This is a genomic window from Lysobacter yangpyeongensis, assembly GCF_042655745.1.
In the GTDB taxonomy this organism is placed as follows: Bacteria; Pseudomonadota; Gammaproteobacteria; order Xanthomonadales; family Xanthomonadaceae; genus Agrilutibacter; species Agrilutibacter yangpyeongensis.
On sequence record NZ_JBHSNM010000002.1, the window covers coordinates 625,277 to 646,162 of the forward strand.

Below are 20,886 nucleotides of genomic sequence, written 5' to 3' on the forward strand. Positions count from 1 at the left end.
GCCTTGGCTGTGGCCTTGCCGTCAGAAGGCAAAAAGCCAACAACAAAGGGGGTCCCAGCTTGCGCTGGGATGACGGAGCTCGGAATCAGCCGCGCGGATGCGCGCCGACCCGCGCGCGCGCCAGCGTCGCGCGCAACTGCGGATTGGTGACAGCCGCGTCCAGCAGATAGACCTCGACACCGTGCGCCGGCACGCTGGCTTTCAGCGCACCGCCGTCCGCAACGTCCACCTCGCCGCCCGCGATCGCCGCATGCCAGCGCCCAGCCTGCACGTCCTTCAGGTCGAACGCCGCCGGGACGCTGCCCTTGTTGAGCAGAACCAGGGCGATCTGATGCACGCCATCCTGCTGCAACACGCGATAGAACGCGGCGCGATCGCCCTGCATCAGTACGTTCACCTGCAGGCCGCGCTGCAACGCCGGTGTCGCGGCGCGCAGTCGGCCGATGCGCCTTAGCGCCCGGTAGATCGGGCTCTGCGGCGCTGCGTCGATCCGCGCCTGGCCGAAGTAGTTGCGATTGCCCGCATGCTCGGCGGTGCCGCGTTCGAAGCCGGTTTCCGAGCCGTAGTAGATGACCGGAATCCCGCGCGCGGTGAACAGGAAGTTGTTGGCGTCGATGAAGCCTTCGTCGCTGGCGTCCAGCCGCGCCATGTCGTGGTTGTCGTAGAAGGTCATCAGCTCGTACGGGTTCTGGTACGGACCGTCCTCCAGGTACAGTCGTTCGGCGATGCGCTCGAAACCGCCGCCCTGGCGGCCGAACACTTCGGCCATGCGTTCCTTCAGCGGGAAGTCGAGCACGCTCACCCCCGCATTGCGCGGGAACGTGTGCGGCGCGATCGACGCAGCGTCGTAGTTGAACGCCTCGCCGAACATGAAGAAGCCCGGGTGCCTTTCGCGGATGCGCGTGGTGAAGGCATGCCAGTACGCGTGCGGCATCCACGGAATCGTGTCGATGCGGAAGGCGTCGGCGCCCTGGTCGATCCACTGCGAGTACGCACCGACGAAGTAATCGAGCACGCGCGGATCGTTCTCGTTGATGTCCGACAACTGCGCCAGGCCCGGCGTGGTGTTGTAGAACGCGTGCAGCCGGTTGTGCTGCGGATCGAGCTGTTCCGGTCGCAGGTTCTGGTGGTCGGCGATCAGCGTGCCGTCGCGGTCGTAGATCTCACCGTACTTCGGCTGGTCCTGCGGCATCGTGTACGCCGGCGAACCGTGGTTGCACACGATGTCGAGCACGGTCTTGAGCCCGTGCTGCTTCAGGCCCCTCGTCAACCCGGCGAAATCGAGTTCCGCGCTCGGCAGGTGTTCGTCGAGCCTGTAGAAGTTCACGCCCCAGTAGCCGTGGTAACCGGTCTTGCCCTGATCGGTGAACATCCCGCCCCACTTCACCGGATCGCCGCCGGTGAAGGCCTCGTCGGGGTTGTCGACGATCGGCGTGATCCACACCGCGCCGAAACCCATGTCGCGGATGTACTGCGCGTTGTCGAGCAGACCCCTGAAGTCGCCGCCGAGGTAGCCGACATTGTCGCTGCGTCCCGGAGGCGCGCCCGGCACCGGCCGGTCGAACGTGTGATTGGGGCCCGCGGCCTGGTCGCGGTGGTCGTTGCCGGGATCGCCGTTGACGAAACGGTCGGTGAGGACGAAGTACACCGCATTGGCAGCGAACGGCTCGCGCGTGCCGACGTAACCGGCGGCGGCGCCCGCCTGCGCCGCGCGAGGCACCGGTGCCGTGCCTGCTTCGGTGGCTTGCCGCGACGGCGCACCGTCGCGCGCGCATCCGGCCACGAGCAGCGCGCACGCCGCGGCGATCAGTCTACGACCCATGCGTTCTTCCTCAGGAGTTGGCGGTGGCGACGGCTGGCTGGCGCGCGGGTTCGCGCACGCGCAGCACGCACAGACCGGCGACGATCAGGCTGACGCCGCCGATCACCAGCGCATAGATCGGGTGGCTGCCGAAGAACAGCTTCAGCAGCACGCCCAGCAGGCTCGCCGCCACCAGCTGCGGAATGACGATGAAGAAATTGAAGATGCCCATGTACACGCCCATCTTCTGCGCCGGCACGCTGTCGGAGAGCAGCGCGTACGGCAGCGACAGGATCGAGGCCCAGGCGAAGCCGACGCCGACCATCGACAGCAGCAGCCACTGCGGATCGCGGATGACCGCGAAGGACAGCAGACCCAGGCCGCCGAGCGTCGCGTTGACCAGGTGCGAGAGGCGCAGGCCCCAGCGCTTCACCATCCACGGAATCAGCACCGCCGCCAGCGCGGCGAAACCGTTGTACGCGGCGAACAGCACGCCCACCCAGTTGGCGCCCTCGTTGTACGCGGCCGATGTGGTGTCGGTGCTGCCGAAGTGCACGCTGGTCACCGCGCCGGTGGTGTAGATCCACATCGCGAACAGGGCGAACCAGGAGAAGAACTGCACCACCGCCAGCTGGCGCATCGTCGGCGGCATGTCGTAAAGATCGTCCATGATGTGCGTGAACGCGCCTTCGCCGCGCATGCCCGAACGCAGCAGCAGCGCCAGGCCGTAGGCCGTGATCAGTCCCGCGAAGACGTACAGCTGGCGGTCCCAGCCGCGCAAGGCGACGAGCGCGATGCCGGCAATGCCGATGGCGAGCCAGATCGCCGCGTTGCGACGGACGATGCCCGCCTCGCGCGTGCGTCGCGCCAGCGGCGGTGCCTCGTCCCACGCATGCAGCGTCTCGGGCGGGTATTCGCGGGTGCGCAGCACGGTCCAGCCGATCGCCAGCAGCAGCACCGCGCCGCCGGCGTAGAACGCATACCGCACCGTGTCCGGCACCTCGCCCGGCCCGGCCGTGTTGGCGATGCCGTACTTCGCCAGCACGTACGGCAATGCGCTGGCAACCACCGCGCCGATGCCGATGAAGAAGCTCTGCATCGCGTAGCCGCTGGCACGCTGCCGCACCGGCAGCTGGTCGCCGACGAAGGCGCGGAACGGCTCCATCGAGATGTTGATCGACGCATCGAGGATCCACAGCAATCCTGCCGCCATCCACAGCACGGGCACGTTCGGGAACAGCAGCAGCGCGCCGGACGCGAGCACCGCGCCGGCCACGAAATAGGGACGACGACGCCCCAGGCGCGTCCAGGTCCGGTCGGAGAGATAACCCACGATGGGCTGGACGATGAGGCCGGTCAGCGGCGCGGCGATCCACAACCCCGGCAGCGTGTCCATGTCCGCACCCAGTGTCTGGAAGATGCGGCTCACGTTCGCGTTCTGCAGGGCGAAGCCGAACTGGATGCCGAGAAAACCGAAGCACATGTTCCAGATCTGCCAGAACGACAGTTGCGGCTTACGGAATGCGTTGCCCTGCGGCACGTCGCTTTGCTTCATCTGCCTTCCTCGATAGATCGCGGCACGCATGGTAGTCAGCGTCTGCACTGCACAATGAAATGTAATCGTATTCAAGCCATGGCATGGCCGAAGGCCCGTTCGTCCGAGCAGGTTGCATGGAATAGTCGCGGCTCTGCAGGAACAGGGGCCGGAAGGCGATGGCAACGAACCGCTGGTGGCGTGGCGCGGTGATCTACCAGATCTACCCGCGCAGCTTCCTGGACACCAACGGCGACGGCGTCGGCGACCTGCCCGGCATCGTCGAGAAGCTCGACTACGTCGCCAGCCTCGGCGTCGATGCGATCTGGATCTCGCCGTTCTTCAAGTCGCCGATGGCCGACTTCGGTTACGACATCGCCGATTACCGCGATGTCGATCCGCTGTTCGGCACGCTCGCCGATTTCGAACGCCTGCTGGCGAAGGCGCACGCGCTGGGCCTGCGCGTGATGATCGACCAGGTACTGAGCCACACCTCGATCGAGCACGAATGGTTCAGGCAGAGCCGCGAGAGCCGCGACAATCCCCGCGCGGACTGGTACGTCTGGGCAGACGCACGGCCCGACGGCACGCCGCCCAACAACTGGCTGTCGATCTTCGGCGGCGTAGCGTGGAAATGGGAGCCGCGCCGCGGCCAGTACTACCTGCACAACTTTCTGAGTTCGCAGCCCGACCTCAACTTCCACAACCCGGCCGTGCGCGAAGCGACGCTGGACAACGTGAGGTTCTGGTTGGACAAGGGCGTCGACGGCCTGCGCCTGGACGCGATCAACTTCTGCTTCCACGACGCGCGGCTGCGCGACAACCCGCCCAAGCCGGCGGAACTGCGCACGGGGCGCGGCTTCAGCCCCGACAATCCGTATGCGTTCCAGTACCACCTCTATAACAACACGCAGCCGGAAAACCTGAAGTTCCTCGAAGAGCTGCGGGCGATGCTCGACCGCTATCCCGAGGCCACCACGCTCGGCGAGATCTCCTCGGAAGACTCGTTGGCGACCACCGCCGAATACGTCAACGACCGCCGCCTGCACATGGGCTACAGCTTCGAGCTGCTGGTCGACGACTTCAGCGTCGCCTACATCCGCGGCACGGTGGAGCGCCTGGAAGCGAGCATGACCGAAGGCTGGCCGTGCTGGGCCATCTCCAACCACGACGTGCGCCGCGCGGTGACGCGCTGGGGCGGCGCGCACGCCAGCGATGCGTTCGCCGCGCAACTGGTGGCGCTGGTGTGTTCGCTGCGCGGTTCGGTGTGCCTGTACCAGGGCGAGGAACTGGGCCTGCCCGAAGCCGACGTGCCCTTCGACGCGCTGCAGGATCCCTACGGCAAGACCTTCTGGCCGAACTTCAAGGGTCGAGACGGTTGTCGCACGCCGATGCCGTGGAACGGCGGCAACGAGTCGGGATTCAGCGACGGCCAGCCGTGGCTGCCGATTCCGCCCGAGCACCGCGAACGCAGCGTCGCCGTGCAGGAGGCCGATCCGCATTCGGTACTCAACGCCACGCGCGCGTTCCTGCGCTGGCGCCGCACGCAGCCGGCCTTGCGCGAAGGCGCGATCCGCTTCCTCGATGCACCCGAGCCGGTGCTGGCGTTCGTGCGCGAAGGCGACGGGCAGAAGCTGTTGGTCGTGTTCAATCTGTCTGCGAGTGCGGTCGACTGGGTCTTGCCCGAGGGATTGCGCGCAGCGAATCCCGTCGTTGCTCCAGGCATCACGAATGGCCACATCGACGGCAACACGCGGCGATTGCCGGCGCATGGCGCGTTCTACGCCGCGTTCTGAAGTCTCTTCCCTCGCCCCGCCTGCGGGGAGAGGGACCGCGTCGCGCCAGCGACGCAGGGTGAGGGGACCGAATGTCCGGTCAAGCGGAAACCCAGTGTCTTTCGCTCCGTGCGGCCGCGGGAAGCAACGCAACCTTCCAGATCCGGGGTAGTCCAGATGCCTTGTCCCCTGAAGTACTCGCTGGCGCTGTCGTTCGCGCTGTCCGCCGCCGCCTTCGCCGCGCACGCCGATACCGTCGCCAGCGTCGAATCGCCAGACCACACGCTCAAGGTCGAACTCGACCTCAATGGCGAAGGCCGCCTCGCCTATCGCGTGCTGCGCGAGGGCCAGCCGCTCATCGCCGACTCGCGCCTGGGCTTCATCCTGCGCAACGACCGCCAGTTCCTGCGTGGCCTGAAGCTCGACGGCCAGTCCTCGCGCAGTTTCGACGAGACCTGGGAACAGCCGTGGGGCGAACGCCGCTACGTGCGCAACCACTACAACGAACTGCACGCGAACTTCGTCGAAGGCGATCGCGACCATCGCCGCATCGAGCTGGTGTTCCGCGTCTTCGACGACGGCGTCGGCTTCCGCTACGAATTCCCGAAGCAACCCAAACTCGACGAGGTGCAGATCCAGGAGGAACTCACCGAATTCGCGCTCGCGCGGCCGGCGACCGCGTGGTGGATTCCCGCCTTCGAATGGAACCGCGAGGAATACCTGTACCAGCGCACGCCGCTGGCGGAAGTCGGCATCGCGCAGACGCCGATCACCCTGCGCACCGATGACGGTACGCATCTCGCCATCCATGAAGCCGCGCTGGTCGACTACGCCGGCATGAACCTGGCCAGGGGCGGCGACGGCCGCCTGCGCGCGATGCTGACGCCCGGCGGCGAGGCGCCGGCGAAGGTCGTACGTCGCACGCCGTTCGCGACGCCGTGGCGCACGATCCAGATCGCCGATCGCGCCGGAGGACTGGTCGAATCCAACCTGATCCTCAACCTCAACGAGCCCAACCAGCTCGGCGACGTCAGCTGGTTCAAGCCGTCCAAGTACGTCGGCGTGTGGTGGTCGCTGCACCTGGACCAACAGACCTGGGGCACCGGCCCGAAGCACGGCGCGACCACGGAGAACACGAAGCGCTACATCGATTTCGCCGCGAAGTACGGCTTCCGCGGCGTGCTCGTGGAGGGCTGGAACCTGGGCTGGGACGGCGACTGGTTCGCCAACGGCTGGAACTTCGACTTCCGCCAGGCCACGCCGGATTACGACCTCGCCGCGCTCGCCGCGTATGCGCAGTCGAAAGGCGTGCATCTGATCGGCCATCACGAGACCGCCTGCGCGGTGAGCCATTACGAGCGGCAGATGGACGAGGCGTTCACGCTGTTCCAGCGTCTGGGCATCGACGCGGTGAAGACCGGCTATGTCTGCGACGCCGGCCAGATCGAACGGCAGGACGTGGCGAACGGCCCCGTGGTGCGCGAATGGCACGAAGGCCAGTTCATGAGCAACCACCACCTGCGCGTGCTCGAGGCGGCCGCGAAGCACCATATCGCCATCGACGCGCACGAGCCGATCAAGGACACCGGCCTGCGCCGCACGTATCCCAACTGGGTGTCGCGCGAAGGCGCGCGCGGCCAGGAATTCAACGCCTGGGGCGATCCGCCCAATCCACCCGAGCACGAGCCCAACCTGATCTTCACGCGCATGCTCGCCGGGCCGATGGATTTCACCCCCGGCGTGGTCAGCCTGAAGGGCCGCGGCGGCCAGCCGATCCAGAACACGCTGGCGCGCCAGCTCGCCGACTACGTGGTGCTGTACAGCCCGATCCACATGGCCGCGGACCTGCCGGAACACTACGAGCAGCACATGGACGCGTTCGCCTTCATCCGCGACGTGCCCACCGACTGGTCGGAATCGCACGTCGTCAACGGCGAAGTCGGCGACTACGCCACGATCGTGCGCAAGGACCGCCACAGCGAGGACTGGTATCTGGGCAGCGTGACCGACGAGAACGCACGCACGCTGCAGGTGCCGCTGTCGTTCCTCGAGGCCGGTCGCAGTTACACCGCGCAGATCTATCGCGACGGCGAAGGCGCGGACTGGAAGACCCATCCCTTCGCCTTCGTCGTCGAGGAGCGCACGGTGCGGCGCGGCGACACGCTCACGCTGCGACTGGGCGCGGGCGGCGGCGCGGCGATCCGGTTCGTGCCGAAGCGCTGACGCCACGATGTTCAATCCGAATCCGCGCAGTCACACGATCACGGCTGCCGGGCGACCGCCCGGCGCGGTTTTTCCTTATCGGCGCAAGCACGCATGACGTCTTTTTTGCATCGACCGTTTCGCCGTGCGCTGTTTCGTGCCGCGCAGCTGCTGGTGCTGGCTGCGCTGCTGTCGGCGTGCGCGCATCACGCCCCGGGCGCGGTCGCTCCGGCGCACGGTCCGCTCGTGGTCGACAGCTTCGGCATCGCGGCGCCCGGCGTCGCGCCCGCGCCGCTGCATGTCCGCGTGTGGTTACCGCCTGCCTACGGCGCCGCCGCAGCACGCCGCTATCCGGTGCTGTACGTCAACGACGGCCAGGACATGGAAGCCGTCGGCCTGCAGGCCACGCTGGAACGCCTGTACGCCGAGGACACGATCCGCCCGCTCATTGTCGTCGCCATCGACATGCCACCGGACCGCATGGCGGCCTACGGTTTCTCCGACCGCGTGGCCGGCCGCAGCCTGGTCGCAGCCACGCGCTACGGACCGGTCGGCGCGAACGCGCATGCGTATTCGCAGTGGCTCGCGCAGACGCTGGTGCCCGAGATCGATCGCCGCTACCGCACGCGCCCGTCAGCGGACGCGCGCGCCGTGCTGGGCTGGTCGCTCGGCGCCGCGAACGCGTTCAACCTGGGCTGGCAGTATCCGGAGCTGTTCGGCCGCGTTGGCGCCTTCTCGCCGTCGCTGTGGCTCGCGGCCGACGGCAGCGATGCGCGGGCGGTACAGCGCACCCGTCTGGCGCAGCGCATGGTCGACGCCACATCGCCGCGCAACGGCGCGCGCTACTTCTTCGCGGTCGGCACGGCCGAGGAGAAGGACGATCGCGACGGCGACGGCATCGTCGACGTGCTCGACGACACCCGCGATCTGCTGCTCGGCTGGAAGGACGGCGATGAGCTGCGCGCGAAAGGCCTGCAGCAGCTGGGCTATTCGGTGAACACCGACTACGGCGCGCACCCGGACCGTTGCGATTCGGTGTTGTTGACGCTGGACGGCGGCGCGCACAACCAGGCCAGCTGGGCGCGGATGCTGCCCGCCTTCCTCACCTGGGCCTACGCGCGTCGTGCGCCGGCGCTGGAGGCGACAGGTCGCGTCGACAGCTGGCAGGACGTCGAATCCGCGTACGTGCCCGCGCGCAATGTCGATGTATGGCTGCCGCCGGGCTACGCCGAACATCCGCATCGCCGTTATCCGGTGGTGTACATGCACGACGGGCAGAACCTGTTCGATCCGCGACTCTCGTACACCGGTGTGGACTGGGGCATCGACGAGACGATGACGCGGCTGATCGCGGAGCACCGCGTCCGCGAGGCGATCGTCGTCGGCATCTGGAACACGCCGCGGCGGCTGCAGGAATACATGCCGCGCAAGGCGGTGAAAGGCGAGTCGCTCGCCGTCGGCGTCGAGGGCTTTCCGCCGCTGGCGCGCACCGACATCACCTCGGACGACTACCTGCGCTTCCTCGTCGAGGAGCTGAAGCCGTTCATCGACGCCACCTACCGCACCCGCCGCGGGCGCAGCGACACCGTCGTGATGGGCTCGAGCATGGGCGGGCTGATCTCGCTGTACGCGGTGGCGGAGTATCCGGACGTGTTCGGCGGCGTGGGCGCGATCTCCACGCACTGGCCGATCGGCGACGGCGCGATGATCGACTGGCTGTCCACGCACCTGCCCGATCCGCGCCGCCACCGGATCTATTACGACTTCGGCACGGCGACGCTGGATGCACAGTACGCGCCGTACCAGCAGCGGATGGATGCGGCGATGCGCGCGAACGGCCATGTCGAAGGGCGCGACTGGATCACGCGGCGGTTCGAGGGTGCCGAGCACAGCGAACGCGCGTGGCGGGAGCGTGTGGACGTGCCGTTGGTGTTTTTGCTGGGGAAGTAGCGCCGATTGCCCTCGCCCCGCTGGCGCAGAGCAACAACAAAGTCAAAAGCACCCCTCATCTGCCCCCCGATTAAAGCATTCGGGGGCAGGCTCTTCGGGCATCTTCTCCCCGCAATGCGGGGAGAAGAAGAAGGGCCGGTGCAGCCGATGAGCGGTCACCCCACCCTCAATCCCGCATCTCCTCCAGCTCCATCCCCTTGGTCTCGCGCACCGCACGCAGCACGAACACCAGCGACAGCACCGCAAACGCCGCATACAAGCCATACGCGAACGTCAGGCCGATCTCCGCCAGCGACGGGAACGTCGCGGTGATCGCGAAGTTGGCCAGCCACTGCGCGGACGCCGCCACCGCCAGCGCGATCGCGCGGATGCGGTTGGGGAACATCTCGCCCAGCAGCACCCACACCATCGGGCCCCAGCTCAGGCCGAAGAACACCACGTACGCATTCGCCGCCACCAGCGCGGTCATGCCCCACGGCGTCGGCAGCGTGAGTTGCGAAGCGGTGCCCGCCGCGTGCGAGAAACACAACGCCATCAACCCGAGCGTCACCGCCATGCCGGCCGAGCCGATCACCAGCAGCGGCTTGCGTCCGAGCCGGTCCACCAGCGCGATCGCGACCAGCGTCACCAGCACGTTGACGATCGAGGTGGCCACGGTGATCGAGAACGAATCGGCTTCGCTGAAGCCCACCGAATGCCACAGCGTCGAGGAGTAATAGAAGATGACGTTGATGCCGACGAACTGCTGGAACACCGACAGCAGGATGCCGATCCACACCACCGGCAGCAGGCCTGCGCTCGGGCCGCGCAGGTCGCGCAGCGTCGGCCGGTATTCCAGGCGCAGGCTGCGTTCGATGTCGTGCAGCTTGGCGTCGAGCGCGGCCGGATCGCGCAGGTCGAGCACGTCGAGCAGCACCGCGCGCGCCTCGGCGAGGCGGCCTCTGGCGACGAGATGCCGCGGCGATTCGGGCACGCCGAACACCAGCGCGCCATACACGAGCGCCGGCAGCACCGCGACCAGGAACATCCAGCGCCACGCCGCCAGGCCCAGCCACAACGGCTGCGCCGCGCCGCCCGCCGCGCCGACGAGCCACGCGTCGCTGAGCAGCGCGGCGAAGATGCCGAGCACGATCGCCAGTTGCTGCAATGAGCCCAGGCGCCCGCGCACATGCGCCGGCGACACCTCGGCGATGTAGGTCGGCGCGATGACCGAGGCCACGCCCACGCCGATGCCGCCGACCACGCGCCACACGATCAGGTCCCACACGCCGAAGGCCATGCCCGCGCCGAGCGCGCTGATCGCGAGCAACGCCGCCGCCACGCGCATGGTCTGCACGCGGCCGTAGCGGTCGGCAAGCGGCCCCGCGTACCACGCGCCGAGCGCGGAACCGAGCAGCGCGCACGACACCGCGACGCCGGTCGCCGCGGCGCTCAGGCCGAAGCCGGTGCGCATCGCGTCCACCGCGCCGTTGATCACCGCCGTGTCGAATCCGAACAGGAAGCCGCCCAGTGCTGCGGCCGCCGAAATCAGCAGCACGCGCATGGTCGCGTGCTGCGTTGCCCCACCTGCCGCCGTATCGATGCTGCTCATTGCCCCTCCCGAGGGTCTGCTGCCGGCATCGCGGTGCGAACGCTGCGTGGCGTCGCATTTGCCGGCCGGATCCGCCCGATTCTGCGCAGGGGCGTCGCGCCGCGTCCGGTTGAATACGTATGCAGCCCGCGACGAGGCGCGATGCGCACCGATCCGCACCGGCGGTGCGATTCACCCTGCCACGGTTGCACGTTTGCACGCCAAGCGCGCACGGGCGACGTAAATGCCGGTTTTGCCGGCGCTTTTCCATGAATACGTATGCAGGGGAATTTGTGCGGACATGCCCGGGACTACCATCGACCCGCGCCTGTCTTCGGGCAGCGCGTACCTACACAGATCCGCAGGGGAACCGCACGGCGACGTGCGCACCACCAGCGAACACGAGAAAGCTCATTCCGGAGGGGGAGTGATGGTGCAGTTCAAGAGAAACCTGCTGAGCGTCGCGCTGGCCTCGGCCACGATGATGCTCGCCGCCGGCGCGCAGGCGCAGACGGCCGAAGAGCAGCAGACGCAAGCCAAGCCGCAGCAGGAGCAGGAAGACAGCGCCGCCGCCAGGCAGGCCAAGACGCTGGAATCGGTCACCGTGACCGGCATCCGCGTCGGCATCGAAGGCGCGATCTCGACGAAGAAGGAATCGACTTCGATCGTCGAATCGGTTTCGGCCGAGGACATCGGCAAGCTGCCCGACGTGAGCATCGCCGAATCGATCGCGCGCCTGCCCGGCCTGTCGGCGCAGCGCGTCGCCGGTCGTGCCCAGGTCATCAGCGTGCGCGGCCTGTCGCCCGACTTCGCCACGACGCTGCTCAACGGCCGCGAGCTGGTCAGCACCGGCGACAACCGCAGCGTCGAGTTCGACCAGTACCCGTCGGAACTCATGAGCGGCGTGACGGTGTACAAGACGCCCGACGCCGGCCTGGTCGGCCAGGGCCTGTCGGGCACCATCGACATGCAGACGGTGCGCCCACTGCGCTTCGACAAGAGCGTCACCGCCCTCAGCGTCCGCGGCCAGCACAACTCGCTGGGCAAGGCGGCCAATGCCTCCGGCTACGGCGAGCGCATCAATGCCAGCTACATCGGCCAGTTCGCCGACCGCACCGTCGGTGTCGCGCTGGGCTACTCGCATTCGAAGACGCCGATCCAGGAAGAGCAGGTCGGCCTGTACGAGCCGTGGAAGGAACTCGGCGCCGACTGGCGTCCGGGCGTCGCCGCCGGCACGTGGTGGTCCGACGGCATCAAGGCGCTGCGCCGCACCGGCTATGTCGAGCGCGACGGCGTCATGGGCACGCTGGAATTCCGCCCGTCCGGCGATTGGACCAGCACCCTGGACCTGTTCCATTCCGAGGCCACGCAGGAAGACACCGCCAACCAGTTCGAAGCCAACCTGGGCGACTACAACGGCGGCTTCGGGCGCATCGCCGTCACCGACGTGCAGGTCAACGGCAACGGCACCTTCACCGATGGCGTCGCGCACAACATCTATCCGCTCGTGCGCGGCATGTACAACAAGCGCGAGGACAAGATCGACGCGTTCGGCTGGAACAACGACTTCAGCGTCGGTTCCGCCCGCATCAACGCCGACATCAGCTACTCCAAGGCCAAGCGCGACGAGGTGAACCTGGAAAACAACACCCAGCTCGCGCCGGCGCCGCAGCTGGATTCGCTCACCCTGCACTATTCGGGCAGCGGCTTCTCGCAATTGACGCCCGGCCTGGACTACTCCGATCCGAACGCGCTGTTCCTGCGCGGCACGATCTACGGATCGGGCTACGGCAAGACGCCCAAGGTGGTGGACGAACTCAAGAGCTTCCGCCTCACCGCTTCGCTTCCGGCGCCGGGCTTTGCCGGCAGCTGGTTCTCCGGCATCGACGTCGGCCTGAACTACGCCGATCGCGAGAAGGAAAAGCACCAGCCCGAAGGCAACATCAATGTCGGTGCGCAGGGCGACACCACCATCGCGCCGGACCTGCAGTACGGCCTGGTCGACCTCGGCTTCGCCGGCGTCGGCCTGATCCCCTCCTGGAACGTTCCGGGTGCGGTCGCGCGCTACATGACCTTCGATCCGAACGAAGACGCGCCCTGGCTGATCTCCAAGGCCTGGAGCGTGTCGGAAAAGCTCACCACCGGATTCGTGCGCGCCAACATCGACACCGATTGGGGTTCGGTCGGCGTGCGTGGCAACGTCGGCGTGCAGCTTCAGCACGCCGACCAGTCCTCGGCATCGAACGTGTGGGACCACACCCAGCCCGCGGGCAGCGAGATCCGCCGCTTCGAGGCCGGCAAGACCTACACCGACGTGTTGCCAAGCATGAACCTGGCCTTCCTGCTGCCCGCCGACCAGACGGTTCGCGTCGCGCTGGCCCGCCAGGTCGCCCGCCCGCGCGTCGACCAGCTGCGCTCGTCGCTGGACTTCGGCGTCGACAGCGCCACCGGCCGGCCCGGCGCGAGCGGCGGCAACCCGCTGCTGGATCCGTGGCGCGCCAACGCGTTCGACGTTTCCTACGAGAAGTACTTCGGCACCAAGGCGTACGTGGCGGCCGCGTATTTCTACAAGGACCTGCGCACCTACATCTTCAACCAGAGCCGCGACTACGACTTCTCCGAGCTGATCGCCGACTACACGCCGCCCGACACCTGCACCACGCCGGCCGGTTCCAACCAGCCGTGCCCGCCGGCGCAGGCCACCGGCACGCTGAGTGGTCCGTTCAACGGCAAGGGCGGCAAGCTCCAGGGCGTCGAACTCACCGCCTCGCTGCCGCTGGACATGCTGTGGGAGCCGCTGCAGGGCTTCGGCATCGTCGCCAGCGCCAGCTACAACGACAGCAGCATCAAGGTCCAGGCGCCGGAAAACAGCTCCAGCGTCGGCAACGATCCGATCACGCTGCCGGGCCTTTCCAAGCGCGTCTACAACCTGACGGCGTACTACGAGCGCGGTGGCTTCGAATTCCGCGTCAGCCAGCGCCGGCGCTCGGACTTCATCGGCGAGATCGGCAACTTCGCGGGCGAACGCACCTTGCGTTACGTCGTCGGCGAGGACATCACCGATGCGCAGATCAGCTACAACTTCCAGAACGAAGCCCTTAAGGGCCTGAGCGTGCTGTTGCAGGTGAACAACCTGACCGACTCCGCGTACCAGACCTATGCCGGCACCAAGGATCGCCCGCTCGAGTACATCAAGTGGGGCCGCACGGTCCTGTTCGGCGTGAACTACAAGTTCTGAGCACGGGCCTCCGCCGGACACCAGCCCTTGCCGGGTCTCTCCCCCGGCAAGGGTTTTTCTTTTGTGGGCTCGATGAAGGTGCGGGCGGCTGTTCCTGCGTCGGGTTTGCGGGTGCGCTGTGGCGGTAACGCCTGATGTCGATTCGAGCCTTCAAGACGGCAAAAGCAGAGGCGCTGGATTCCCGCTTCCGCGGGATGACGGGCGAAGAAGGGCTCAAGGCTTCGAAGCACATTCGCTGCCCCCGCCTTTGCGGGGATGACGCGCAATGGGACGACGCATTGGTCCATGCGGTTGCTCTCGCGGTTGCTCGGTTGCTCTCGCGGTTGCTCTTGCAGTTTGTTGTTGACGTTGACGTTGCCGGGGCCCCGTAGCGCAGCGGCGGGCGGGGCGGATCAGGCCCGCAGGGTGCGCGGCAGGACGCCGCGCATTTTTCGATGCGACAGGGATGTCGCATCGAAAAACCCCGGCCCGTCCGCGGACCCGGAGCGAAGCGGAGGGCGCGCAGCTCCGGGGTGCCCTTTCTTTTGGTTATCTTTTCTTTGGGCAAGCAAAGAAAAGTAACTCGCCCCGCAGGGGCGAAAGCCTTTGCTGTTGTTGTTGCTTCAAAGCCTCAAAGCCTCAAAAGCAAAGTCACTGGATCCCCGCTTTCGCGGGGATGACGAGCAGAAGCGAAGCAAAGAAACGAAAGCAGAGTCACTGGATCCCGCTTCCGCGGGGATGACGAACAGAAGCAAAGCAAAAAAAGCAAAGTCACTGGATCCCCGCTTTCGCGGGGATGACGGGCAGAAGCGAAGCAAAGAAACGAAAGCAAAGTCACTGGATCCCGCTTCCGTGGGGATGACGGGCAGAAGCGAAGCAAAGAAAAGAAAAGCAAAGTCGCTGGATCCCCGCTTTCGCGGGGATGACGAGCAGAAGCAAAGCAAAGAAAGGCAAAGTCACTGATCACGCTTCCGCGGGGATGACGACAGAAGCGAAACAAAGAAAAGAAAGCAAAGTCGCTGGATCCCCGCCTTCGCGGGGATGACGAGCGAGAGAATCCCGCAACTGGAAAGGAGACCGACGTCGCCCGGGTAAGCGCAGCGCACCCGGGTCCGGGATGCATCGGGAGGACCGACTCAGCGCGCGGTCCGCAGCGCCGCCGCCTCGCGCGCGAGATTCGCGATGCGCGCCCAGTCGCCGCTGGCGAGCGCATCGGCCGGGACCATCCACGAACCGCCGACCGTGATCACGTTCGGCAACGCGAGGTAGGCCGGCGCCTTCGCCGCATCGATGCCGCCGGTCGGGCAGAACTTCGCCTGCGCGAACGGGCCGGCGAACGATTTCAACGCGGCGATGCCGCCGCTGGACTCGGCGGGGAAGAACTTGAAGCGCTGGTAGCCCAGTTCCAGCCCGTGCATCAGCTCGCTCGCCGTGGCGATCCCGGGCAGCAGCGGAATCTGCGCATCACCGGCCGCGGCGTACAGCGCATCAGTCGCGCCCGGCGCAATCGCGAAGCCCGCACCCGCGGCTTCGACCGCGGACAGGTCGCGCGCGCTCAGCACCGTGCCGGCACCGACGCTCGCTTCCGGCACCTGCTCGCGGATCGCGCGGATCGCGCCGATCGCCGCTTCGGTGCGCAGGGTCACTTCCAGCACCGGCAGGCCGCCGTCGACCAGCGCGCGCGCCAGCGGCACGGCGTCCTCGATGCGGGCGATGCTCAGCACCGGCACCACCGGCGCGCGCGAAAGCGCCTGGTCGATGCGCTGGGCATGGAGAAGGGTCGGGATGGAGCTCATCGGGGTGACTCCGCTTGCAGGGCCGTGCGCGCGGCAACCGCCGCGCCGAGCAGGCCCGGGTTGGGATGGGTGATGACGCGGATCGTCATCGATTCCAGGTACGCGACGAAACGGCCCTTGGCGAGGAAACGTTCGCGGAACGCGCTGCTGCGCAAGAACGGGATGAAGCGCGGCACCATGCCGCCGGCGATCATCACCGTGCGCGCGCCGTGGATCAGCGCGGTGTCGCCGACCACGCTGCCCAGCACCGCGCAGAAGCGCGCCAGCGCGCGGCGCGCAATCACGTCGTGGCCTTCCAGCGCCGCGGCGACTATTTCCGCCGGATCGCGCAGGGCGACGTCGGGTGGCGCGTGGCCGTCGCTGCGCAGGATCGCATCGACGTACGACAGGCCCGCGCCGCACAGCACGCGTTCGGTGGACACGCGGCCGAAGCGCGCGGTGAGCCAGCGCGCGATCATCTGCTCCTCGTCGCCCAGCGGCGCGAAGCTGACGTGGCCGCCTTCGGTTTCCACCACGTTCCAGCCACGCTGCGCATCGCCGACCAGCAGCGCGACGCCCAGCCCGGTGCCCGGGCCGATGATGCTGACCGGTCCCTGCAGCGGTGCGTCGTCGCGGCCGTGCAGGGTCACGTAATCGTCCGGCTGCAGCGCGGGCACCGCCCACGACACCGCGCCGAAGTCGTTGATCACCGCCAGCCGGCGCAGGCCCAGGGCCTGCTTCAGTTCGCCCCGGGTGAACGACCACGCGCGGTTGGTCAGGCGGATCTCCTCGCCGTGCACCGGGCTGGCCACTGCGATCGCCGCGCTGTCCGGACGCGCGCCGACTTCGGCGAGGTAGTGCTCGGCCGCGTGCTGCAGGCTGGCGTACTCCGCCGTGGCCAGCGTGCGCGGCTCGATGATTTCCGGCGCGTCGGTGACCGGATCGGTGAGCGCGAAACGCGCGTTGGTGCCGCCGATGTCGGCGATCAGCGCGAGCGGGCGCGAAGCGGCGTTCATGGCGTCTCCGTGACGAACAGGCTGCACGCGCCCTCCTCCGCGGTGCCGACCTGCGTGCGCATCAGCGCGAACAGCTCGCGGCCCAGGCCGCTGCGGTTGGGCTGCAGCGAAGCATGCTCGGGCGTGCGCGCGGCCCACTCGGCCGCATCGACCAGCGCCTCCATCGTGCCGGCATCGGCGTCGATGCGGAGGATGTCGCCGTCGCGGATCTTCGCGATCGCGCCGGCGTCGGCGGCCTCGGGCGAGACATGGATCGCGGCAAGCACCTTGCCCGACGCGCCCGACATGCGGCCGTCGGTCAGCAGCGCGATGCGCTGGCCGCGGTCCTGCAGCGCCGACAGCGTCGGCGTGAGCTTGTGCAGTTCCGGCATGCCGTTCGCGCGCGGGCCCTGGCCGCGCACCACGGCGACGAAATCGCCCTGCAACGCGCCGGCCTTGAAGGCGTCGAGCAGCGCGTCCTGCGCATCGAACACCTTCGCCGGCGCGGTGATCGCGCGGTATTCGGGCGCGACCGCGGAAATCTTCGCTACTGCGCGGCCGAGGTTGCCCTGCAGGCGGCGCAGCCCGCCTTCGCTGTCGAAGGGCTCCGCCACCGGCCGCACGACGGTCGGATCGCGCGTCGCGGCCGGCGGTTCTCGCCAGCGCAGCGTGGTGCCGTCGAGCCAGGGTTCGAGCGTCTGCTGGCGCAGGCTACCGCCGTGCACGCAACGGATGTCCTCGTGCATCAGGCCGGCGTCGAGCAGTTCGCGGATGACGAAACCGGGGCCGCCGGCGTCCTGGAAGGCGTTCACGTCCGCGCTGCCGTTGGGGTACACGCGCGCGAGCAGCGGCGTCACCCGCGAGAGCTCGTCGAGGTCATCCCAGTCGATGATCAGTCCCGCCGCGCGCGCGACCGCGACCCAGTGCAGCGCGTGGTTGGTGGAACCGCCCGTCGCGGCGAGCGCGACCAGCGCATTGACGATCGCCTTCTCGTCGACGGTGTGCGCCATCGGACGGTAATCCTCGCCCAGCGCGGTGATGCGCAGCGCCTGCTCGGTCGCCGCGACGGTGAGCGCATCGCGCAGCGCGGTGTAGGGATGGACGAAGGCGCTGCCGGGCATGTGCAGGCCCATCGCTTCCATCAGCATCTGGTTGGAGTTCGCGGTGCCGTAGAAGGTGCAGGTGCCGGGCGCGTGATAGGACGCGGCTTCGGCTTCGAGCAACTCCTCGCGCGTCGCCTTGCCTTCGGCGTAGCGCTGGCGCACCGCGGCCTTCTCCTTGTTCGGCAGACCGCTGGGCATCGGCCCGCCCGGCACCATGATCACCGGCAGGTGGCCGAAGCTGAGCGCGCCGATCAGCATGCCGGGCACGATCTTGTCGCAGATGCCCAGGCACAGCACCGCGTCGAACATGTCGTGGCTCAACGCGATCGCGGTGCCCAGCGCGATGGTGTCGCGCGAGAACAGCGACAGTTCCATGCCGGTGCGGCCCTGGGTGACGCCGTCGCACATCGCCGGCACGCCGCCGGCGACCTGCGCGCTGCCGCCGGCATTGCGCGCGGCCATGCGGATCAGTGCCGGATAGGGCTCGTACGGCTGGTGCGCCGAGAGCATGTCGTTGTACGCGGTGACGATGCCGACGTTGCCGCCGCGCGTGCCGCGCAGGTGCGGCTTGTCCTCGCCCGCGGCGGCGAAGCCGTGCGCGAGGTTGCCGCAGCTCAGGCGCGTGCGCGCCGGCGAGGTTTCGCGCGCCGCGTCCATGCGCGCGAGGTAATCGCCGCGCGAGACCTGGCTGCGTTCGGCGATGCGGGCGGTGACGCGTTCGGTGACGGGATGCAGCGACATCATTCGCTCCAGTGGATGTGCACGGATCCGGGCGTGTGGCGGGCGGCGGCGTCCAGCACCGCGGCGACCGGATAACGCAGCGGATCGGACGCCGCCTGAGCGGCGCGCAGCACCGCGTGCTTGTCCGCGCCGGTGAGGGCCAGGTGCACGGCGCGCGCGCGCAGCAGGCGCGCGGCGGTCAGGGTAATGCGCGGGAACGGCGCTTCGGGCGGCAGCGGCTCGGGATCGATGCGGCAGGCATCCGTGGTGCCGGTCGGGTCGAGCGCGGCCGCGAGACCTTCCGCACCCGGAAACAGCGACGCGGTATGCGCGTCCTTGCCCATGCCCAGCACCACCGCGTCGAACGCGCCGGCGTGCTGCGAGAGCATCGTGCCGGCGTTCACCGCCGAGCGCTCCGGATCGCCGTCGTCGACGGTGAGCGAGGCGAAGCGCACGCCATCGGCGCCGGCGAACGCGGCGCGCATCTCGCGCAGGTTGCAGGCCGGGTGGTCGTGCGGCACGCAGCGCTCGTCGGTGGGCATCAGCACGACCTTGCGCCAGTCCAGCGGACGCGCCGCGAGCAGGCGGTACGCGGGCAGCGGCGTGCGCCCGCCGGCGAGCGCGAGCAGCGCGTGGCCGCGCGAAGCGGTCGCCTCGCGCAGGACGTCCTCCAGGCGCGCGGCGAGCGCGGCGGCGAGCGCGTCGGCATCCGGGTAACGGTGTTCGATCCACGCCATCTGCACACTCCCGTTCGTCGCCACGGTGTCAGTCGCGCCAGCTGTGGCCGTGCCGTTCGGCCATCGCCACCGCCGCGGCCGGCCCCCAGGTTCCCGCAGGGTACGGCCGCGGCGTGAGGTCGGTGTGGCGCCAGCCGTCGAAGATGTCGTCGACCCAGGCCCACGCGGCTTCGGTCTCGTCGCGGCGCACGAACAGCGTGCCGTTGCCTTCGATCGCGTCGAGGTACAGGCGTTCGTACGCCGGACGCCGGCGGATCGCGGCGAATTCCTCGTGCATGTCGAGGTCGAGCGAGACCTGCGACAGGCGCACGCCGCCGCGGTCCAGGCCCGGCGTCTTGCTCATCAGGTTGAGCTCGATGCGTTCCTCGGGCTGCAGCAGGATGGTCAGCGCATTGGGCTGCACCTGCGCGCCGGTGAAGATCGAATGCGGCACCGCGCGGAACTGCAGGTGGATCTCGGTGCGGCGCGCCGGCATGCGCTTGCCGGTGCGCAGGTAGAACGGCACGCCGGACCAGCGCCAGTTGTCGACGTGCGCGCGCAGCGCGACGAAGGTTTCGGTGCGGCTGGGACGGCCGAGCTCGTCGAGATAACCCGGCACGACACGGCCATCGACCGCGCCGGCGGTGTACTGGCCGGCGACGGTTTCGCCCAGCACCTCGTTGCGGCCGATCGGGCGCAGCGACTGCAGCACCTTGATCTTCTCGTTGCGCACCGCGGAGGGCTCGAAGTGCGCGGGCGGCTCCATCGCGACCAGGCACAGCAGCTGCAGCATGTGGTTCTGCAGCATGTCGCGCATCGCGCCGGAGTGGTCGTAGTAGTCGCCGCGGCCTTCGACGCCGACGGTCTCGGCAACGGTGATCTGCACGTGCTGGATGTGGCGCGCGTTCCACAGAGGTTCGAACAGCGCGTTGCCGAAGCGCAGCGCGAGCAGGTTCTGCACGCCTTCCTTGCCGAGGTAGTGATCGACGCGGAACACGCGCTCCTCGTCGAAGTGCCGGGTGACGGCGTCGTTGATCGCGGTGGCGCTGGCCAGGTCGTGGCCGATCGGCTTTTCCAGCATCACGCGCGTGCCCGGGCCGGCCAGGCCCATGCCGCCGAGCGCGGCGCAGATCGGCGCGTAGAAGCGCGGCGCGGTGCTCAGGTGGTAGACGATGTCGGCCGCGCCGCGCTGTTCGCCGATACGCGCGCCCAGTTGCTCCAGCGATGCGCTGTCGCCGGTGTCCGCGGCGAGGTAATCGATGCGTTCGAGCAGCGCCTGCAGCACGCTCTCGTTGCATTCGCCGGCGGCGACGTTGCGACGGACCGCCTCGCCGATCTGCGCGCGGAAGGCGCTCGCCTCCTCGTCGGTGCGGCCGGTGCCGAGGATGCGCAGCGCGGGCGGCAACAGGTCGTCGGCCTGCAGGCCGTACAGCGACGGGAACAGCATGCGCTGCGCGAGGTCGCCGGTCGCGCCGAAGATCACCAGCAGGGAAGCGGGTCGGGACATTCGCGGACGGCCGGGAAAGAT

The 20,886-nt window shown here is 68.3% G+C and carries 13 protein-coding genes; 5 read left to right on the forward strand and 8 right to left on the reverse strand.

Features of this window, described 5'->3' with window-relative positions; all coding sequences use genetic code 11:
- Window positions 1–85: 85 nt before the first annotated feature.
- Both ACFPN1_RS09680 and ACFPN1_RS09685 read right to left on the reverse strand, forming a co-directional pair.
- Window positions 86–1,822, reverse strand: coding sequence for an alpha-amylase family glycosyl hydrolase (locus tag ACFPN1_RS09680; RefSeq protein ID WP_386754688.1), 1,737 nt, complete (start codon window positions 1,820–1,822; stop codon window positions 86–88).
- 10 nt (window positions 1,823–1,832) lie between these two features.
- Complete coding sequence (locus ACFPN1_RS09685) at window positions 1,833–3,356, reverse strand: MFS transporter (RefSeq protein WP_386754689.1); 1,524 nt, start codon at window positions 3,354–3,356, stop codon at window positions 1,833–1,835.
- Window positions 3,357–3,514: 158 nt separating this feature from the next.
- Here ACFPN1_RS09685 and ACFPN1_RS09690 point away from each other — a divergent pair, with 158 nt between their 5' ends.
- From ACFPN1_RS09690 to ACFPN1_RS09700, 3 genes are all read left to right on the forward strand, one after another.
- Entirely contained in the window at window positions 3,515–5,131 is a 1,617-nt protein-coding gene (locus tag ACFPN1_RS09690) for an alpha-glucosidase family protein (protein ID WP_386754690.1), read from the forward strand.
- A gap of 156 nt (window positions 5,132–5,287) precedes the next feature.
- Window positions 5,288–7,333, forward strand: a complete 2,046-nt coding sequence (locus tag ACFPN1_RS09695) for a glycoside hydrolase family 97 protein (RefSeq protein ID WP_386754691.1) — start codon at window positions 5,288–5,290, stop codon at window positions 7,331–7,333.
- Between the two features lie 93 nt (window positions 7,334–7,426).
- Entirely contained in the window at window positions 7,427–9,262 is a 1,836-nt protein-coding gene (locus ACFPN1_RS09700; RefSeq protein ID WP_386754693.1) for an alpha/beta hydrolase-fold protein, read from the forward strand.
- A gap of 166 nt (window positions 9,263–9,428) precedes the next feature.
- Here the strand turns inward: ACFPN1_RS09700 and ACFPN1_RS09705 are convergent, their stop codons facing one another.
- The gene (locus ACFPN1_RS09705) at window positions 9,429–10,853 is read right to left on the reverse strand and encodes a sugar porter family MFS transporter (RefSeq protein ID WP_386754694.1); all 1,425 of its coding nucleotides are present in this window, start codon (window positions 10,851–10,853) and stop codon (window positions 9,429–9,431) included.
- A 409-nt stretch (window positions 10,854–11,262) separates the two neighbouring features.
- Between ACFPN1_RS09705 and ACFPN1_RS09710 the strand changes: the two genes are divergently transcribed.
- Window positions 11,263–14,070 (forward strand): TonB-dependent receptor, encoded by a 2,808-nt coding sequence (locus ACFPN1_RS09710; RefSeq protein WP_386754695.1) that lies wholly within the window; start codon window positions 11,263–11,265, stop codon window positions 14,068–14,070.
- Window positions 14,071–14,655: 585 nt separating this feature from the next.
- The gene (locus ACFPN1_RS09715; protein ID WP_386754697.1) at window positions 14,656–15,012 is read left to right on the forward strand and encodes a hypothetical protein; all 357 of its coding nucleotides are present in this window, start codon (window positions 14,656–14,658) and stop codon (window positions 15,010–15,012) included.
- Between the two features lie 173 nt (window positions 15,013–15,185).
- Here ACFPN1_RS09715 and ACFPN1_RS09720 read toward each other — a convergent pair whose 3' ends face one another.
- Genes ACFPN1_RS09720 through zwf form a run of 5 tightly spaced genes read right to left on the reverse strand, consistent with a single transcriptional unit; the run spans window position 15,186 to window position 20,865 of the window.
- A complete protein-coding gene (locus tag ACFPN1_RS09720; RefSeq protein WP_386754698.1) occupies window positions 15,186–15,845 on the reverse strand; it encodes a bifunctional 4-hydroxy-2-oxoglutarate aldolase/2-dehydro-3-deoxy-phosphogluconate aldolase in 660 nt (219 codons plus the stop codon).
- Entirely contained in the window at window positions 15,842–16,840 is a 999-nt protein-coding gene (gene glk / locus ACFPN1_RS09725) for a glucokinase (RefSeq protein ID WP_386754699.1), read from the reverse strand. Before glk ends, ACFPN1_RS09720 begins: the two co-directional genes overlap by 4 nt.
- A complete protein-coding gene (gene edd, locus ACFPN1_RS09730) occupies window positions 16,837–18,663 on the reverse strand; it encodes a phosphogluconate dehydratase (RefSeq protein WP_386754701.1) in 1,827 nt (608 codons plus the stop codon). Before edd ends, glk begins: the two co-directional genes overlap by 4 nt.
- A complete protein-coding gene (gene pgl / locus ACFPN1_RS09735) occupies window positions 18,663–19,379 on the reverse strand; it encodes a 6-phosphogluconolactonase (RefSeq protein WP_386754702.1) in 717 nt (238 codons plus the stop codon). Before pgl ends, edd begins: the two co-directional genes overlap by 1 nt.
- A gap of 28 nt (window positions 19,380–19,407) precedes the next feature.
- The gene (gene zwf, locus ACFPN1_RS09740; protein ID WP_386754703.1) at window positions 19,408–20,865 is read right to left on the reverse strand and encodes a glucose-6-phosphate dehydrogenase; all 1,458 of its coding nucleotides are present in this window, start codon (window positions 20,863–20,865) and stop codon (window positions 19,408–19,410) included.
- Window positions 20,866–20,886 lie beyond the last annotated feature (21 nt).

Bases quoted from the DNA above. Each gene is read 5' to 3' on its own strand.
- ACFPN1_RS09680 (WP_386754688.1), bottom strand. From the start codon at position 1,822: ATGGGTCGTAGACTGATCGCCGCGGCGTGCGCGCTGCTCGTGGCCGGA.
- ACFPN1_RS09685 (WP_386754689.1), bottom strand. From the start codon at position 3,356: ATGAAGCAAAGCGACGTGCCGCAGGGCAACGCATTCCGTAAGCCGCAA.
- ACFPN1_RS09690 (WP_386754690.1), top strand. From the start codon at position 3,515: ATGGCAACGAACCGCTGGTGGCGTGGCGCGGTGATCTACCAGATCTAC.
- ACFPN1_RS09695 (WP_386754691.1), top strand. From the start codon at position 5,288: ATGCCTTGTCCCCTGAAGTACTCGCTGGCGCTGTCGTTCGCGCTGTCC.
- ACFPN1_RS09700 (WP_386754693.1), top strand. From the start codon at position 7,427: ATGACGTCTTTTTTGCATCGACCGTTTCGCCGTGCGCTGTTTCGTGCC.
- ACFPN1_RS09705 (WP_386754694.1), bottom strand. From the start codon at position 10,853: ATGAGCAGCATCGATACGGCGGCAGGTGGGGCAACGCAGCACGCGACC.
- ACFPN1_RS09710 (WP_386754695.1), top strand. From the start codon at position 11,263: ATGGTGCAGTTCAAGAGAAACCTGCTGAGCGTCGCGCTGGCCTCGGCC.
- ACFPN1_RS09720 (WP_386754698.1), bottom strand. From the start codon at position 15,845: ATGAGCTCCATCCCGACCCTTCTCCATGCCCAGCGCATCGACCAGGCG.
- glk (WP_386754699.1), bottom strand. From the start codon at position 16,840: ATGAACGCCGCTTCGCGCCCGCTCGCGCTGATCGCCGACATCGGCGGC.
- edd (WP_386754701.1), bottom strand. From the start codon at position 18,663: ATGTCGCTGCATCCCGTCACCGAACGCGTCACCGCCCGCATCGCCGAA.
- pgl (WP_386754702.1), bottom strand. From the start codon at position 19,379: ATGGCGTGGATCGAACACCGTTACCCGGATGCCGACGCGCTCGCCGCC.
- zwf (WP_386754703.1), bottom strand. From the start codon at position 20,865: ATGTCCCGACCCGCTTCCCTGCTGGTGATCTTCGGCGCGACCGGCGAC.